This window comes from Methylorubrum populi, from assembly GCF_002355515.1.
In the GTDB taxonomy this organism is placed as follows: Bacteria; Pseudomonadota; Alphaproteobacteria; order Rhizobiales; family Beijerinckiaceae; genus Methylobacterium; species Methylobacterium populi_A.
Window position 1 is genome coordinate 1,600,610 of the sequence record NZ_AP014809.1, and the last position, 14,769, is coordinate 1,615,378.

The window sequence follows — 14,769 nt, forward strand, 5'->3', positions numbered from 1 at the left end:
CGTCCCGCTCCCGATCCGCGATCCTCTGGCATGCCTCGGGGCATGACCTCGGACGACGTCCTCGCCGTCGGGCTGGCTACCTCCGCGAAATAATCTCGCGGATGCGCAGGCCCAGCGTCTCGACCACGAAGGGTTTGGTCAGCACCGCCATGCCGGGATCGAGCTGGCCATTGCCCACCGCCGCGTTCTCGGCGTAGCCGGTGATGAACAGCACCTTGAGATCGGGCCGCGAGACCCGGGCGGCATCGGCCATCTGGCGGCCGTTCATGCCGCCGGGGAGCCCGACATCGGAAATCAGCAGGTCGATGCGCACGTCCGATTGCAGCACCTTGAGGCCGGAGGCGCTGTCGGCGGCCTCGATCGCGGTGTAGCCGAGGTCTTCCAGCACCTCGGTCACCAGCATCCGCACGGTGGGCTCGTCATCGACCACGAGCACCGTCTCGCCCTGCTCGGCGCGGGGCGCATCCACCAGCGGGCCGAGGGAATCCGGTGACTCGGCCTCGCCGTGGTAGCGCGGCAGGTAGAGGCAGACCGTCGTGCCCTCGCCGAGCTCGGAATAGATCCGGACCTGCCCGCCGGTCTGCTTGGCGAAGCCGTAGATCATCGACAGCCCCAGCCCCGTGCCCTGGCCGGTGGGCTTGGTGGTGAAGAACGGCTCGAACGCCTTGGCCCGCACGTCCGGGCTCATGCCGGTGCCGGTATCGGTCACGCAGAGCGAGAGGTACTGGCCGGGCAGCACCTCGTGCTGGCGCGCGGCGTGCGCGTCGAGCCACTTGTTGGCGGTCTCGATGGTGATGCGCCCGCCCTCCGGCATGGCGTCGCGGGCGTTGATGCAGAGGTTTAAAAGCGCGTTCTCGAGCTGCGGCGGATCGACCAGGGAAGGCCAGAGCCCGGCCGCGCCCACGACTTCGATCGTGATGGTGGGGCCGACCGTGCGGCGGATCAGATCCTCCATCCCCATCACCAGCCGGTTCACGTCGGTGGGCCTGGGATCCAGGGTCTGGCGGCGGGAGAAGGCGAGCAGGCGGTGGGTCAGCGCCGCGGCGCGCTTGGCGGCGCCCTGCGCGGCGCCCATGTAGCGATCGACGTCCTTGAGCCGGCCTTGGGCAATGCGGGTCTGCATCAGCTCCAGGCTGCCCGAGATGCCGGCGAGCAGGTTGTTGAAGTCGTGGGCGAGCCCGCCGGTGAGCTGGCCCACCGCCTCCATCTTCTGGCTCTGGCGCAGCGCCTCCTCGGCCTCGGCCAAAGCCCGCGCCTGCTCCTTAATCGCGGTCACGTCGCGCACCGAGGCGTAGATGAGTCCTCCGCGCGGCACGGTGTTCCAAGAGAACCAGCGATAGCTGCCGTCGCGGGTGCGGTAGCGGTTCTCGAAGCCGAGCCGCATCTCGCCGCGGGCGAGGTCGGCGGCGGCGGCAAGCGTCTGATCCCGGTCCTCGGGGTGGACGAAGTCGAGAAAGGGGACGGCCTTCAGCTCGGCCTCGCTCCAGCCGAGGGTGGCGCTCCAGGCCGGGTTGAGGCTGACGAAGCGGCCCTCGAAATCGGCCACGGCCAGGAGGTCGCTGGAGGCCTGCCAGATCTGGTCGCGCTCGGCGGTGCGCGCGGCGACCTGCTCCTCAAGCGTTTCATTGAGCCGGCGCAGGAGCACGATGGCCCGGTCGCGCTCTTCTGCCACGGCGCGGCGCTCCTCCACGTCGATCAGGACGCCGGGGAAGCTCAGCGGCGTGCCGTCGGGCGCGTGATCGACCCGGCCGTTGGCCTCGATCCAGTAATAGCGCCCGTCGGCGCGCCGCACCCGGTACTGGTGGGCGTAGGCGCCGCCGCGGGCGATGGCCTCGCCGATCGCCTGCGCCAGCCCGGCCTTGTCGTCGGGATGGACCGTCTCGACCACCTGGGCGAGGCTCAGGCCCTCGCGGCCGAGCGCCGGATCGAGGCCGAAGGCGCGGGCGAAGGCCTCGTCCACGGTGAAGCGGTCGGTGGGCAGGTCCCAGAGCCAGGTGCCGACGATCGCCCCGGCCGAGAGGGCGAGCTGGACCCGCTCGGCATTGACCCGGGCCAGCGCCTCGCTCTCCCGCAGCCGCCGCTCGACCTCGATCCGCGCGGTCACGTCGAGTTCGGCCACGACGCCGCCGACGATGGTGCCCGAGCGGTCGCGGATCGGCGCGGCGTTGTTGAGGAACAGCCGCCGCCCGCCGCCGTCGAAGCGCTCGATCTCCACGAGTTCGCCGCGCACGGTCTCGCCGTGCAGCAGGGCGCGGGCCATGCCCCAATCCTCGGCGCGCAGGCGCTCGCCGGTTTCCGGCCAGTAGCCGATCCAGTCGCCGTAGCCCTCCCAGCTCTCGGTTTCCGGCGGGATGCCCCAGATCTCGCGGTTGGCGGGGTTGTCGCGCACGATCCGCCCGTCCGCGTCGGCGATGATCACGCCGACCGGGAGCCCCTCCAGCGTCGCCGAGAGCAGGGATTCGCTGCGGCGCAGGGCCGCCTCGCTCTCCCGCTGCAGGGCCTCGGTGCGGACGCGCTTGGTCGTCTCGTTGGTGAAGATGAACAGGCCGGCGATGCGGCCCTCGCCGTCGAGCACCCGCGAGTAGGAGAAGCTCCACCACGTCTCGGCCTCGCCCCGGTCTGTGGCGAGCTTCCACGGCAGATCCTCGAAGCGGCGGCTCTTCCCGGCGAAGGCGTCGTCGATGATCGGCTTGGCCTGGTCCCAGCCATCGGCCCAGACCCGGTCGAAGCGCTCGCCCATGGCCCAGGACAGGCGAGGGCCCAGCAGCGGGAAGTAGGTGTCGTTGAAGAAGAAGTGCAGCTCCGGCCCCCAGGCCAGGATCATGCTCTCGGGCGAATTCAGGATGAGACTCAGCGCCGTGCGCAGCGATTCGGGCCAGGTCTGCGGAGCTCCGAGCGGGTGATCCGACCAGTCGCGCTCGGCGATCATGCGGGCGGCCTCGCCGCCCCCGGCCAGGAACGGGAGGGATTCGGTCATCGAGCCGGGATTGCACAGGTCGCGCCCGGCCACCAGAGCTGAGCAGTGTTCCGGTTCGGCCGGTCACGTTTCTAGTCGTGACGCCGTTCCTCGCCCGGCGATGGCGCTTCGTCCCTCGGCGGGTAGCCGAACATGGCCTTGAAGGCACGGCTGAAGGCGGATTCGGACTCGTAGCCGACACGCAATGCGATTTCGCCGACCCGCGCGTCGCCCGCGGCGAGCATGGCCCGGGCCAGGTTGAGCCGCCACTCGTTCTGGTAGCGCAGGGGCGAGCGGCCGACGAGCGCGGCGAAGCGTTCACAGAAGCTCGAGCGCGACATGCCGGCCGCGTCGGCGAGGGCATCGATGCTCCATCGCTGCAGCGGCCGCTCGTGCACGAGCTTCAGCGCCCTGGCGATGCGGGCGTCGGACAGCCCGCCCAGCCATCCGGTGGTGTGCCCGCGCTGCACCCATGTCCGGAGGGTGCGGATGACGATTACGTCGATGATCCGCGAGATCATCAGGGCCGCGCCGGGCTCGTCGTCGGTCACCTCGACCATCAGGAAGGGCACGATGCCGTCGAGCCAGCCCGCGCCCTCCGCGCGCCGGATGTGGATGCGCTCGGGCAGGGCCGCGATCATGCCGCGCAGGCTGTGAGGATCGAACCAGAACCGGCACAGGATCACCGATGCCGGCGCCCGCGACGCCACCAGCCGCGCCGCGCCGAGCCCGCGGGGCAGAAGCAGGAGGTCGCCCCCGTCGATCACGACCGGCGCCTCGCCGGCGTCCTCGATGTGAAGCGCGCCGTCGGCGAGCACCAGGACATGCGCCGCCCCGGCCTCCAGATCCAGACGCTCGGACGCCGCGATCTCGCGCGAGCGGACATGGTCCCCGGTCAGCCGGATCTGCGCCAGCACATGCGAGAGGAGATCGCCGGAGACGCCGCCGCGCAGTCCGCCCTCCGGAAGATCGGTCAAGTTTTCCAGAGATCCGGTCATGGGTGTCGTCGGCCCCCGGCTGTACACATGGCCCCTGACGCAGCGCGTAACGCCCTGAAAGAACACCTCTTTCGCGCAGGCCGGCAATCCTGTCGGCCGGTCTGCCCTGTGGTCGCCCGCTGCCCCGCGCCGCTCACGGCACGCACATGAAGGATACGCCGATGCCGATCGTCCAGCCCTCTGAGCGTGATACCGCGCGCTGGCTGAGTTCCTACTCCTTCCTCCGCGCCGGCGTTTCCGCCGGCTGGGTGGCGGCGGCCCTCACCATCGGACAAGCCGTGCCGCCCGCCGCAGCGGTGCTTCTGGTCGCCTATCCCGCCTGGGATGCCGCCGCCAACCTCATCGACGCGCGGCGCAGCGGCGGTCTGGCGGCCAATCCCAGCCAGTCCCTCAACGCGGCGGTCAGCGGCATCGTCGCCGTCGCGGTCGTCGTCGCGCTCGGCTGGAGCCTCCACGCGGTGCTGGCGGTCTTCGGCGTCTGGGCGATCCTCTCGGGCCTGCTGCAGCTCGTCACCGGTCTGCGCCGCTGGAAGGCGGGTGCCCAATGGGCGATGGTGCTGAGCGGGGCCCAGTCGACGCTCGCGGGCGGGTTCTTCGTCACGCTGGCCGCGGGCGCCGCGAGCCCCGGCATCACGGACATTGCGCCCTATGCCGCGTTCGGTGCCTTCTACTTCCTCGTCTCCGCCGTGTGGCTGAGGCTTGCGATGTTCCGAAAGGCATCGGCCGAACATCTCGCATGACGCGCGTGAATGACGAGCGTGAACGACGACCGGGGATGCGAGCCGCTGAGGCCGCCATCGCCGGGGCGCCGCGGACAGGCCGTCGGGCGCCCCCCTGTCGGCGAGCCCGGCCGGCGCAAAGCGCAACGATCCCGATCCTGAGAGGAGCTGCAGGCATGTTGACCCGCCGAACCCTGAACCGATCGCTCGCGGCCCTCACTGCGGCGGCGCTGCTGCCCGGATCGAGCCGAGCCGAGGACGCGCCGCGGGCGCGCAATGTCGTGCTCGTACACGGCCTCTTCGCCGACGGCTCGTGCTGGTCGGAGGTGATCCCCCGGCTGCAGGCGGCGGGCCTCACCGTCACCTCGGTGCAGAACCCGCTGACCACCTTCGACGAGGCGCTCGCCGCCACGCAGCGGGTGCTGGCGCGGCAGGAGGGGTCGACCGTCCTGGTCGGGCACTCCTTCTCCGGGATGATCGTCACCGAGGCCGGCGCCGATCCGAAGGTCTCAGCCGTGGTCTACGTCGCGGCGCGGGCCCCCGATGCCGGCGAGGATTACACGGCACTGGCCAAGACCTATCCGACGCCGCCAGCCTCCGCCGGGATCGTCTTCGACGGCGACGAGGGGCGCCTCACCGAAGCCGCCTTCCTGAAGGACTTCGCCGGCGACCTGCCCCCGGAGCGGGCGAAGGTGCTGTTCGCCGTCCAGCAGCCGTTCCGCAAAGAGCTGCTCCAGGCACGGACGACACAGGCCGCGTGGCGCGCGAAGCCGAGCTTCTACGCCGTGTCGACGCAGGATCGGACGATCAACCCGGACCTTCAGCGCTTCATGGCCGGCCGGATGAAGGCGCGCACGATCGAGTTGGCCGCGAGCCATCTGGCACTGATCTCGCAGCCGCAGGCGATCGCAGACCTCATCCTCGAGGCCGCCGGACAGCCCCGACACCGCCCGTGAGGAGCGCGCGACCGGACGGTGCGAACGCCTGCCGGGACGGTCGCTCACCCCTCCTCCCGGGCGAAGGGTGGCAGGTCTTGCTAGCGCATCGTGCTGGATATCGGATCCAGCACGATGCGCTAGATTATTGTTTTTGCATCATCTTTTTCCGAAAGCCGGAAACCACCTCTCGGGATGATGCTCTAAGCCGCGCGCCCGCGCCGTCCCTCGACCAGCCACATCGCCAGTACGGCGGCGGCGAGCGCGGCGAGCGCCCACAGGCCGATGCCGAGCGGATAGACCTCGACGCCGCGGATTGTGGCGCTGTCGCTCGGGCGGAAGCCGATCCAGTCGGCGCCCCCGAGGCGCCCGCCACGGGTGATCTGGAGGCGCGGCACCTCGATGCCGCCGGAGGCCGCCACCCGGCGCACGGTGCCGCCGGAGCCCTCCGCCACGCCCTTGAGGCGCTCGGTATCGCTGAACACGTCGGCGAGTTCGCGCGGATTGGCCGGGCCGACGCTGACGAAGGCGACGAGGTTGCCGGAGCGGAGGGTGTGAAGCCCGAGGCTCTCCGCCTCGAAGGTCGCGGTGAACAGGCCGGTCTCCGCCTTCGACAGGTCGAGCTGGCGCTCCTTGCCGGTCGGGCCGGTGATCGTGACAGGCCCGGCCTCCTCGGCCATGGTCTGACGCTCGACGCGCACCTCGCGGCCGCGCCCCGTGGTCTGGGCCCGCAGAGCCTCCTCTTCGAGGGCCGGCTCCTTCATCAGCCAGTGGGCGAGGCGCCGCAGCAGGTCGAGATAGGGGCCGCCCTGCTGGTAGCCGCGGGCCCAGAGCCAGGCCTGATCCGACAGCATCAGGGCGACGCGGCCCTTGTCCTCGCGGGAGAGCGCCAGGAGCGGCAGGCCGTTGGCGCCGGACAGGATCGGCTGCACGCCGGCCCGGGTCTGGGCCGAGATGATGCGCAGCCAGTCGCCCCAGGCCGGCGGGTTGGCCTCCGAGCCCGGCAGCGCCCGGGTCACGGGGTGGCGGTGCCCCGTCTCGGTGAGCGCGGCCTTGAACGGCTGCTCGACCACCTTGGCTGATGGGTCGCCGGGAAGAATCGAGGCGAGCCGGGTGCGGGCGAGACTGGCGGGGCCGGCGAATTCCGGTCCGGCGGCGATGAGCAGCGCCCCGCCCTCGCGCACGTAGCGGACGATGTTGTCGAAATAGGCCTGCGGCAGCACGCTCTGGTTGGCGTAGCGATCGAAGATGATGAGGTCGAAGTCCTTGATCTTCTGGACGAACAGCTCGCGGGTCGGGAAGGCGATCAGCGAGAGTTCGGAGATCGGCGTGCCGTCCTGCTTCTCCGGGGGGCGCAGGATCGTGAAGTGGACGAGATCGACGGAGGCGTCCGACTTCAGGAGGTTGCGCCACGTGCGCTCGCCCTGGTGCGGCTCGCCGGAGACGAGCAGCACCCGAAGCTTCTCGCGGATGCCCTCGATGGGAAGGACGGCGCGGTTGTTGACCGTGGTGAGTTCGCCCGGCAGCGCCTCGACCTCGATCTCCACGACGTTCGGGCCGCCATGCTCGATATGCGTGGTGAGCGAGAACGGCACGCCGGTGGCAATGCTCTGCCGGTCGATCTCCTCGCCGTCGCGGCGCACGGTGACGACCGCCGTGCCGGTGCCGCCGCGCTCCATCACCTCGGCGCGCAGGGTGACGTCCCGGCCGACGATGCCGAAGCGGGGGGCTTCCAGCATCTTGATCTGGCGGTCGCGCTCGTCCGGACGGCCGGTGACGAGGACGTGCAGCGGCGCCTTCAGCCCCAGCGTCGCCAGGGAGGCGGGGATATCGTGCACCACGCCGTCGGTGAGCATCACCACGCCGGCGATCCGCTCGGGCGGCACGTCGGCGAGCGCCTGGGTGAGCGCCGTGAACAGCTTGGTGCCGTCGTCGCCCTCCGCCCCTTGCGCGTCGCCGACCTCGATGAAGCGGGGCTCGATATTGGCGAGCGTGCCGAAGCGGCGCTCCAGCTCGGCCTTGACCGCGTCGGTCATGGCGGGGCGGTCGCCCAGCGCCTGCGAGCCGGAGCGGTCGACGACGATGGCGGCCACGTCCTTCACCGGGTCGCGGTCCTCGCGCACCAGCGAGGGGTTGGCCAGCGCCAGGAGGACGAGGCCGAGGGCGATCGCCCGCAGCAGCGCCGTGCGCCCGCGGGCGAGCACCGCCAGCACGGCGAGGATCGCAGCGAGCCCGCCGAAGGCGGCGAGCACCGGCCAGGGGACGAGGGGGGTGAAGCTGAGGCTCAGCATGGGCTAGGGCCTGCTGTGATGAAGCGCAAAACCCCTCTCCCCGCCGGGCAGGGAGAGGAAGGAAATCGTGAGCTGAACAAAGTCACTGTCCCAACCGCTCCAGCAGGGCCGGCACGTGGACCTGATCGGCCTTGTAGTTTCCGGTCAGCGTGTAGATCACGATGTTGATGCCGCCGCGGAACGCCATCTCGCGCTGACGCTGGTCGCCGCTCACGGGATAGAGCGGCTCGCCGTTGCGCCCGACCGCCCAGGCGGCGGCGAGATCGTTGCCGGTGATGATGATCGGCGTGACGCCGTCGCCGGCCCGGGCCGGGCGGCGCTCGCCGCCCTCGCCCGCGGGGGGAATCGTCTCGACCCAGGTCTGGCCGGTGCTGAGACGGCCGGGGAAGGAATCGACGAGGTAGAACGCCTTGGTCAGCACGTGGTCCTGCGGCACCGGCTCGAGTTCCGGCACTTCGAGGGTCGCCAGCATCTTGCGCAGGTAGGCCGTCTCCGGGGTCGGCGGGCCGTTCGCGCGGGCGGTCTGGGCGTCGCGGGTGTCGAAGATCACCGTGCCGCCATTTCGCATGAAGGCGTCGATCTTGCGGATCGCGGCCTCGCTGGGCTGCGGGCGCCCGGCGACGATCGGCCAATAGATCAGCGGGTAGAAGGCGAGTTCGTCCTTCTCCAGGTTCAGGCCGGCGGGCTCGCCGGGTTCCAGGGCGGTGCGGGCGGCCAGCATCTGGCTCAGGCCCGACAGGCCGGCGCGGCTCGCCGCATCGGTCGCGGCGTCGCCGGTGACGACGAAGGCGAGCCGGGTGGCCAGCGCCGATTCGATACCGTTCGGCCGGTTGGCCGGCGGCGCCTCGGCCCGCGCCGGGGGCGGCGCGAAGACGAGGGCGAGGCCGAGCAGCACCGGCAGGAGCCAAGCGGCGGGCGCAGCCCGGCCGCCACCGCTGCGGCCGAAATTCCGAAAAAAGCCGCCGAGCCAGAGGCCGGCCAGGGTGTCGAGGGCGAGCAAGCTCAGCGCGAGGCTGAACAGCAGCGCGCGCAGATCCAGCGTCTCGGCCCCGGCGAGCGAGCCCGTGCGGGCGCCCTTCAATCCGGTGAAGTCGAGGGGTTCGAGGCGGTCGCCGGGCACGAGCGCGTTGACGGCGATGCCGCCCTCCGCCGTGCCGTAGAAGCCCGGCGGGTGCTCGGGACCGGCGCGGTCAGCGAAATCGGCCGGCACGGCGGTGGCGCTGGCCGGCGGCGAGCCGAGCGCGCCGAACCCGTCGAGGGTCAGGCGCGGGGCGAGCAGCGCGGCCTTGGCCTGCCGCCCGTCGCCCTCGCCGAGCTTGGCCGAGGGGCCGGCGAGCCCGACGACCCGGCGCAGCATGTCGACGAACAGGCCCGACAGGGGCAGGTTCGACCACGTGGTGTCGGCGGTGACGTGGAACAGCACCACCAGCCCCTGCCCGCGCTTCTCCGCCGTGACGATCGGCGTGCCGTCCTGTAGCGAGGCCCAGGTCTTGCCCGGCAGGTCGCCGTCGGGCTCGGCCAGGATCTGGCGGCGCACGCCGATGTCAGTCGGCGGGCTCAGCCCGGCGAAGGGGCTCTCGGGGGCGAAGGCGGCGAGCGTCTTCGGCCGGTCCCAGGAGAGGGTACCGCCGAGCGAGCGCCCGCCCCGGCGCAGGCGCACCGGCACGAGCGGGTCGTTGCCGGCAGCGAGCCGCGGCCCAGCGAAGCGCAGCAGCAGCCCGCCCTCGTCCACGAATTTCTCGACCCGCGCCAGGGTGCGCTCGTCCAGCGCGCCGACATCGGCGAGCGCCAGCACCGAGACTTGGTTGTCGAGCATCTGGCCGATGGATTCGGCGGTGCCCTGGCCGCCGCGGGGCTGCTGCACGTCGGCGAAGGGCGCGAGCGCCTTGGCAAGGTAGTAGGTCGGCGCCAGCAGGGGCTGGGCCTGATCGAGCGTGCCGCCGAAGACGAGGCCGACCCGGCGCCGCTTGCCGCGCTCGTCCATCAGCACCACGGCGCCGGCCGAGCGTTCGCCCTCGATCTCGAGCCGGGCGATGGCGTTGCGCAGCTCCACCGGCAGATCGAAGCTCACGCTCGTCTCCCGCGCCTCGGGCTCCAGCATGAAGCGGCTCTCGGCGAGCGGCAGGCCCTTCTGGTCGAGGGCGCGCACCAGCCCGGCATCGCGGCCGTTGCCTGCGGCCCGCAGCACCTGCGCCGAGAGCTTTTCGCCCGGCTGCATCGGCGAGCCTTCGAGGGCGAGCGCCGGGGAGCGCTCGGCCTTGAGCACGGTGATCGCGCTGCCGTGGCGGCTGGCGAGATCCCCGAGTGCTGTCGCGAAATCACCCTTGCCGGTGCCGCGCACGCCGTCGCTGATCCAGACGATCGAGGCGCCGGGCATCCGCTCCAGGAAGGTGCCGATCGAGGCCAGATGCGCGTCCCGGTCGCCGAGATGCGGGCGGGGCTTGATCGCCCGCAGGCGCTCCAGCGCGGCGGCCGGGGCCTTCGCCTCGAAGGGGGCCGGCGCGTCGGCGCTCGCGACCAGGGCCACCGGGCGGCCGTCGCGGGCGGCGGCCTCGATCTCGTCGGTGGCCGCGCGCAGGCGGTCGCGCCAATCGTGGGCGGCGACGAAGCCGTTGTCGAGGATGAGGAGCAGGGGTTCGCGCCCCGCGGCGGCGCCGATGCCGCCGGGATTCCATACCGGCCCGGCGACGGCGAGGATCAGGCAGGCGGCGGCGAGGATGCGTAGGATCAGCAGCCAGGGCGGGGTGCGGGCCGGGGTCTCGCGCTTCGGCAGCAGGTCGGCGACGAGCGCCAGCGGCGGGAAGGCGATGCGGCGCGGGCGCGGCGGCGTGACCCGCAGCAGCACCCACAGGGCCGGCAGCGCGACGAGCGCGGCGAGCGCGAGGGGGGCGGCGAAGGTGAGCGGAATCCCGAGCAATGCGCTTCGCCTTTCAGCCGAGCCCGCGCGCGGCGGCGACGAGGGTGAGGACGCGCAGGGCCGCCTCGCTCGCCGGCCGGTCGGTGCGGTGAATCGTCAGCGTCCAGCCCCGCTGCCGGGCGATCTCGGACAGGCCGTCGCGATGGGCCGCGATGCGGCTCCGATAGGCCTCGCCCCAGGCGCCGGCCTCGCCGATATCGAGGCTCAGGCCGCCTTCCGGATCGTGCAGCACCGCCTGGCCGGTGAAGGGGAAGGTCTCCTCCACCGGGTCGACGACCAGCACGAGATGGCCGCGGTTGCCGTGGACGGAATTGGCCTGCACCGCCTCGCGTACCCGGTCGAGGGGAGTCAGGAAATCGCTCACCAGCACCACCTCGTCGAAGCGGCCGGGGCTCGCGTGCGGCGGCAGATCCTGGCTCAGCCCGGCCCGGTCGTTGACCAGCGCCTGAGCCAAGGTCTCGACGATGCCGCGGGAGGCGCTGGCGCGGTTGAGCCCGAGCAGGCCGACGCGCTCGCCGCCCTCCACAAAAGTGTCGGCGAGCGCCAGCCCCAGCACCAGGGCCCGCTCGACCTTCGAGGTCTGGGCCAGATCCGAGGCGAAGCCCATCGAGGCGGAGCGGTCGATCCAGATCCAGATATTGTGGGCAGCCTCCCACTCGCGCTCGCGCACGTAGAGCCGGTCGTCGCGGGCGGAGCGGCGCCAGTCGATGCGCGCCGCCGCCTCACCGGTGACGAAGGGGCGGAACTGCCAGAAGCTCTCGCCCGGCCCGGCCCGGCGCCGCCCGTGCAGGCCGTGCGCCAGGGTGCCGGAGACGCGACGCGACTCGAGCACGAGCCGCGGCATCACCTCGGCGAGCGCGAGCGCACCACCGGTCTGCGCGCCGCCGGGGCGGCGGCTCTCGGCTTCGACGAGCCGGGTGGAGGCCATCCGCGCGGAACTCAGAGCTTCGCGGCGAGCTGGCCGATCAGGCCGGTCACCGTCTCGCCGTCGGCGCGCGCTGCGAAGGTCACCGCCATGCGGTGCTTGAGCACCGGTTCGGCCAGCGCCTTCACGTCGGCCACGGACGGGGCGACGCGGCCCTCGATCAGCGCGCGGGCGCGCACGGCCAGCGTCAGCGCCTGGCTGGCGCGGGGGCCGGGCCCCCAGAGCAGCTTTTTCGCGATCGCCGGATCACCACCCTCGGGACGGGCCGAGCGGACGAGGTCGAGGATGGCGTCGACCACGGCATCGCCCACCGGCAGGCGCCGCACAAGGCGCTGCGCCGTGAGCAGTTGCTCGGTGTTCATCACGGTCTTGGCCCGCGCATCCTCGACGCCGGTGGTCTCGATCAGGATGCGGCGCTCGGCGGCGCGGTCGGGATAGCCGACGTCGATCTCCAGGAGGAAACGGTCGAGCTGCGCCTCGGGCAGCGGGTAAGTGCCCTCCTGCTCGATCGGGTTCTGCGTCGCCAGCACGTGGAAGGGGCGCGGCAGGTCGTGGCGCTCGCCCGCCACCGAGACGAAATGCTCCTGCATCGCCTGGAGCAGGGCCGATTGCGTGCGCGGGCTGGCGCGGTTGATCTCGTCGGCCATCAGGAGCTGGGTAAAGACCGGCCCCTTGACGAAGCGGAACGAGCGGCGGCGCTCGGCATCCTCGTCGAGAATCTCGGTGCCGAGGATGTCGGAGGGCATCAGGTCGGGCGTGAACTGCACCCGCCGCGCATCGAGCCCGAGCACGGTGCCGAGCGTCTCGACCAGCTTGGTCTTGGCCAGACCGGGAAGGCCGACGAGCAGGCCGTGGCCGCCGGCCAGGATCGTGACCAGGGCCAGATCGACGATCTTCTCCTGGCCGAAGATGACTCCGTGGATCGCCTCCCGCGCCTCATGAATCGCGGCGAGGCAGGTCTCGGCGGTGGCGACGATGCCGTCGTCGAGGCTCGTCGTGCTGGCCGGTCCGGCGCCCTGTGCCATGAAGTGAACCTTGCGATGACCGGGCGCGATGGCCCGAAAGTGCCTGAGTCTGGCGCCGAACGCCGGCCGAACGCAAGCGCGGCGCTGCCGCGCGGCAGTTCGGCACTATATGGCGGGCCGTGCGGGCAGAGCAGGATGCCCGCGACATCGTGCATCGCGGGCGCGATTTCCGCCCTGCGGCTCGGGAGGCGAGAGCGGATGACGGACGAGGAGCGCGTGGTCTTTCCCGAGGGCTGGGAGGCCTTCACCGATCCGGGCTTCATCGCCCATGTCGGGCCGGTCTATCACCGCACGGTCGCGGGCACGAAGGAGTTCGCCTTCCGGACCGACGAGCGGCACGGCAACCTCGTCGGCATCGTCCATGGCGGCATGCTGCTCACCTTCGCCGACCGGGCGCTCAGCATCGTCGTGCGCGAGGCCTGCGACGGGGCCCGCGCCGTCACCATCGAGATGCAGAGCCAGTTCGTTGGCGCGGCGCAGATCGGCGATCTCGTCGAGACCGTGCCGGAGATCGTGCGGAAGACGGCCTCCCTCGTCTTCGTGCGCGGGACGCTGACCAGCGGCGGCCGGCCGCTGGCGGCGGTGACGGGAATCTGGAAGGTTCTGAGGGACTAGAGCATCGTCCCGGATATCGGATCCGGGACGATGCTCTAGGCTCTCGTTTTTGCATCGTTTTTTCCGAAAGCCGGCAGCCGCCTTTCGGGACGATGCTCTAGCCCGGCGAGACATCATGACCCAACCCGCCTCCGACGATCCGGCGCTGGCCCGCCTCAGCGCCGCCCTCGGCGAGATCGGCAAGGATACGGCCAAGCGCGGGCTGCCGCCGGTGGAGCGCTGGAACCCGGAGCATTGCGGCGCGATCGATATCCGCATCGCCGCCGACGGCACGTGGTTCCACAACGGCTCACCGATCCGGCGGCCCAAGCTCGTCAAACTGTTCGCCTCGATCCTGCGCAAGGAGCCCGACGGTTCGATCGTGCTCGTCACGCCGGCCGAGCGGGTGCGCATCCAGGTGGACGACGCGCCCTTCACCGCGGTCGAGATGGCGGTGGAGGGCGAGGGCGAGGGGCGCCGCCTCGCCTTCCGCACCAACGTGGACGATCTCGTTCCGGCCGATGCCGAGCACCCTCTCCGCTTCGCCGACGGGGCGGAGGGCCTGAAGCCCTATCTCCACGTGCGCCGCGACCTCTGGGCCCTGGTCACCCGCCCCCTCACCTACGACCTCGTGGAGATGGGCGAGGAGCGCGCGATCGACGGACAGCGATGGTTCGGCCTCTGGGCGGGTGGGCATTTCCACCGCATCGCCCCGGCGGAGGCCGCGTGAGGCTGCCCGAAGGCGCCGCCGGCGCGCCCGCGGACGATCCCGGTCTCGACGCCTTCCTCGCGCGGGCGGAGAACCGGCTGAGCCACGTGGCGCCGGGGCCGGGCGTGCCGCTGTCGAACCCGCGCGGCGACCACGATCTCCAGCCGGAGGGTTTTTCCGTCGCGCCGGCCACGCCGCACCGGCCCGCCGCCGTGCTGGTGCCGGTGATCGACCGGCCGGACGGCGTGACGCTGCTGTTCACCAAGCGGGCGGCGCATCTGCGCGAGCATTCGGGACAGGTCGCCTTTCCCGGCGGCAAGGTCGATGCCGAGGACACCTCGCCGATCGACACGGCTTTGCGCGAGGCGTGGGAGGAGATCGGGCTGGAGAGCGGGGCGGTGCGCCCGCTCGGCTATCTCGACCCCTATCTCTCGGGCACCGGCTTCCTCGTGATGCCGGTGGTCGGCCTCGTGTCGCGCGAGGCCGTGCTGCGCCCCAACTCGGCGGAGGTGGCGGCGGTGTTCGAGGTGCCGCTCGCCTTCCTGATGGACCCGGCGCGGCATCTCGTCCGTTCGGCGGAATGGAAGGGCCGGACGCGCTATTTCTACGCCATCCCCTTCGCGGAGCACCTGATCTGGGGCGTCACGGCGGGGATCGTGCATAACCTCTACGAACGTCTCTACGCCTGAGGGCGTCCTCT

11 protein-coding genes are annotated in these 14,769 nt (G+C 71.7%); 5 read left to right on the plus strand and 6 right to left on the minus strand.

Annotation, left to right across the window (positions count from 1 at the left end; translation table 11 throughout):
- Positions 1-76: 76 nt before the first annotated feature.
- Positions 77-2,977: a PAS domain S-box protein gene (locus MPPM_RS07365; RefSeq protein WP_173807890.1), complete on the minus strand. Its 2,901-nt coding sequence runs from the start codon at positions 2,975-2,977 to the stop codon at positions 77-79.
- A 71-nt stretch (positions 2,978-3,048) separates the two neighbouring features.
- The gene (locus tag MPPM_RS07370; RefSeq protein ID WP_096484488.1) at positions 3,049-3,954 is read right to left on the minus strand and encodes an AraC family transcriptional regulator; all 906 of its coding nucleotides are present in this window, start codon (positions 3,952-3,954) and stop codon (positions 3,049-3,051) included.
- A 161-nt stretch (positions 3,955-4,115) separates the two neighbouring features.
- Between MPPM_RS07370 and MPPM_RS07375 the strand changes: the two genes are divergently transcribed.
- Positions 4,116-4,694, plus strand: coding sequence for a DUF308 domain-containing protein (locus MPPM_RS07375; protein ID WP_096484489.1), 579 nt, complete (start codon positions 4,116-4,118; stop codon positions 4,692-4,694).
- 155 nt (positions 4,695-4,849) lie between these two features.
- Entirely contained in the window at positions 4,850-5,629 is a 780-nt protein-coding gene (locus MPPM_RS07380) for an alpha/beta fold hydrolase (protein WP_096484490.1), read from the plus strand.
- Between the two features lie 182 nt (positions 5,630-5,811).
- Here the strand turns inward: MPPM_RS07380 and MPPM_RS07385 are convergent, their stop codons facing one another.
- The 4 genes from MPPM_RS07385 to MPPM_RS07400 form a co-directional block, all read right to left on the minus strand.
- Positions 5,812-7,899 (minus strand): hypothetical protein, encoded by a 2,088-nt coding sequence (locus tag MPPM_RS07385; RefSeq protein ID WP_096484491.1) that lies wholly within the window; start codon positions 7,897-7,899, stop codon positions 5,812-5,814.
- A gap of 82 nt (positions 7,900-7,981) precedes the next feature.
- Positions 7,982-10,816 (minus strand): DUF4159 domain-containing protein, encoded by a 2,835-nt coding sequence (locus MPPM_RS07390; protein ID WP_096484492.1) that lies wholly within the window; start codon positions 10,814-10,816, stop codon positions 7,982-7,984.
- A 13-nt stretch (positions 10,817-10,829) separates the two neighbouring features.
- Entirely contained in the window at positions 10,830-11,744 is a 915-nt protein-coding gene (locus MPPM_RS07395; protein ID WP_096484493.1) for a DUF58 domain-containing protein, read from the minus strand.
- 11 nt (positions 11,745-11,755) lie between these two features.
- The gene (locus MPPM_RS07400; protein WP_096484494.1) at positions 11,756-12,766 is read right to left on the minus strand and encodes an AAA family ATPase; all 1,011 of its coding nucleotides are present in this window, start codon (positions 12,764-12,766) and stop codon (positions 11,756-11,758) included.
- A 198-nt stretch (positions 12,767-12,964) separates the two neighbouring features.
- On the opposite strand from MPPM_RS07400, the gene MPPM_RS07405 reads away from it, so the two are divergent.
- The 3 genes from MPPM_RS07405 to MPPM_RS07415 all read left to right on the plus strand — a co-directional run bounded on the left by MPPM_RS07405 (position 12,965) and on the right by MPPM_RS07415 (position 14,758).
- Positions 12,965-13,381 carry a PaaI family thioesterase gene (locus tag MPPM_RS07405; protein ID WP_096484495.1) on the plus strand — a complete coding sequence of 139 codons (417 nt, stop codon included), beginning with the start codon at positions 12,965-12,967 and terminating at the stop codon, positions 13,379-13,381.
- 115 nt (positions 13,382-13,496) lie between these two features.
- Complete coding sequence (locus tag MPPM_RS07410) at positions 13,497-14,090, plus strand: DUF1285 domain-containing protein (protein WP_096484496.1); 594 nt, start codon at positions 13,497-13,499, stop codon at positions 14,088-14,090.
- On the plus strand, positions 14,087-14,758 hold the full coding sequence (locus MPPM_RS07415) for a CoA pyrophosphatase (protein ID WP_096484497.1): 672 nt from the start codon (positions 14,087-14,089) through the stop codon (positions 14,756-14,758). Before MPPM_RS07410 ends, MPPM_RS07415 begins: the two co-directional genes overlap by 4 nt.
- The last annotated feature ends 11 nt before the right edge of the window (positions 14,759-14,769 follow it).

What these genes read in the sequence shown, in the direction of transcription:
- MPPM_RS07365 (WP_173807890.1), bottom strand. Translation starts at nt 2,977, where the DNA reads ATGACCGAATCCCTCCCGTTCCTGGCCGGGGGCGGCGAGGCCGCCCGC.
- MPPM_RS07370 (WP_096484488.1), bottom strand. Translation starts at nt 3,954, where the DNA reads ATGACCGGATCTCTGGAAAACTTGACCGATCTTCCGGAGGGCGGACTG.
- MPPM_RS07375 (WP_096484489.1), top strand. Translation starts at nt 4,116, where the DNA reads ATGCCGATCGTCCAGCCCTCTGAGCGTGATACCGCGCGCTGGCTGAGT.
- MPPM_RS07380 (WP_096484490.1), top strand. Translation starts at nt 4,850, where the DNA reads ATGTTGACCCGCCGAACCCTGAACCGATCGCTCGCGGCCCTCACTGCG.
- MPPM_RS07385 (WP_096484491.1), bottom strand. Translation starts at nt 7,899, where the DNA reads ATGCTGAGCCTCAGCTTCACCCCCCTCGTCCCCTGGCCGGTGCTCGCC.
- MPPM_RS07395 (WP_096484493.1), bottom strand. Translation starts at nt 11,744, where the DNA reads ATGGCCTCCACCCGGCTCGTCGAAGCCGAGAGCCGCCGCCCCGGCGGC.
- MPPM_RS07400 (WP_096484494.1), bottom strand. Translation starts at nt 12,766, where the DNA reads ATGGCACAGGGCGCCGGACCGGCCAGCACGACGAGCCTCGACGACGGC.
- MPPM_RS07405 (WP_096484495.1), top strand. Translation starts at nt 12,965, where the DNA reads ATGACGGACGAGGAGCGCGTGGTCTTTCCCGAGGGCTGGGAGGCCTTC.
- MPPM_RS07410 (WP_096484496.1), top strand. Translation starts at nt 13,497, where the DNA reads ATGACCCAACCCGCCTCCGACGATCCGGCGCTGGCCCGCCTCAGCGCC.